The sequence below is a fragment of the Centipeda sp. (in: firmicutes) genome, assembly GCF_057271695.1.
Map to the genome: position 1 here is coordinate 1 of NZ_DBHIVL010000156.1, position 1,167 is coordinate 1,167.

General features: G+C 57.0%; 2 protein-coding genes. Both read right to left on the reverse strand.

The window, feature by feature from the left end:
- Positions 1-363: putative HNHc nuclease (locus ACO6BQ_RS12620; RefSeq protein ID WP_489121508.1), on the reverse strand; the 363-nt coding region annotated here is incomplete at its 3' end.
- Positions 360-1,046: an MBL fold metallo-hydrolase gene (locus ACO6BQ_RS12625; protein WP_489121511.1), complete on the reverse strand. Its 687-nt coding sequence runs from the start codon at positions 1,044-1,046 to the stop codon at positions 360-362. The genes ACO6BQ_RS12625 and ACO6BQ_RS12620, both read right to left, overlap by 4 nt.
- Between the last annotated feature and the right edge of the window lie 121 nt (positions 1,047-1,167).

Genomic DNA, 1,167 nt, shown 5'->3' on the forward strand with positions numbered 1-1,167 from the left:
CTCTCCTACATCAACCCCATGCAAGAGACAGAAATCAATGAGATACGAGATAAAGAGCCGTGCGGTCGTCATGTCGCAGTCAGACAGCGAGAATGTCCTTCTGAGCGTTTCCGCCTCTCCCACGAACATGAGCTTTAGCATTTCCTTCATCGCCTCCACAGGCGTATACCCCCACCATGCCCCGATGTAGGCGATGAGGACATAGGCTTTCTTTCGCTGCTTTGCGCTGATACGGCGTTTGTCCACGAACTCCACGCCGACGCTCTCATGACAGCCCTCGGGCTTTCTCTGCCCTGCTGGATAGGGGACATAGACCATTGCGCCCCCGTCCGCTTCTTTGACAATGTGTCCGATGAGGATCATGCGATATAGACCTCTGCGCCCGTTTCCTGCTGCACCAGCTTCTTGAACCGCTCCGCATCGCTGTTATTATCCGAGAGATGCAGGAGATAAATTTGCCGCACCTTCGTCATGTCATTCGCCCGCAAAAGGTCGAGCAGGGTGTCGATGCTCATGTGCGTTCCTGCGACACGTTCGGCGAGTGAGAACGGGATTTTCTCATCCCTCACGTTCCCGAGCATGATGTCCTCTGCATAGTTCGCTTCGATCATGATGTGCGTAAGACCCGTAAACGTGTATCTCACATACGCGCTGTCGGTGATGTAGACGAGCTTTTCGCCTGTCTCCGTGGAGGTCACCTGATACCCGTAGCACGGCACGTCATGCTCTGCCATAAAGGGCAGAATGCGCAGCGTCCCGATGGGATATTCCTTGCGCTCGGTGAGTTCCTGCACACCCTTGTAACGCGCTGCCACGTCGGCGTTGCTGTAGACGATGATGCCCCGCTGAATGAGTTTCGGGATTGCCGCTGCATGATCGCCGTGACGGTGCGTCACAAGACAGGCGTCAATCGTGCTCGTCCGAAACCCGCAGCCGATCTGGATACGTTTGAAGGGGATTCCCGCGTCAAGGAGGAGGCGGGTACGCCCGTCTCCAATGAGATAGGCATTTCCGTTGCTCCCCGACGCGATGACCTTGATGTCCATGTCAGAAGTTCATGCCCGCGTAAAGCCCTTCGCTCGGAACTGCGGAGGCTGCCGCCGCAACGGCTCCGACGGGGGCAATAGGCACGGATGCGGCGGGCGGTGTCGCTGCTTTTTTGCGCGG

Excerpts from the sequence above, each read along its gene's own strand:
- ACO6BQ_RS12625 (WP_489121511.1), bottom strand. The coding sequence starts at position 1,046 with ATGGACATCAAGGTCATCGCGTCGGGGAGCAACGGAAATGCCTATCTC.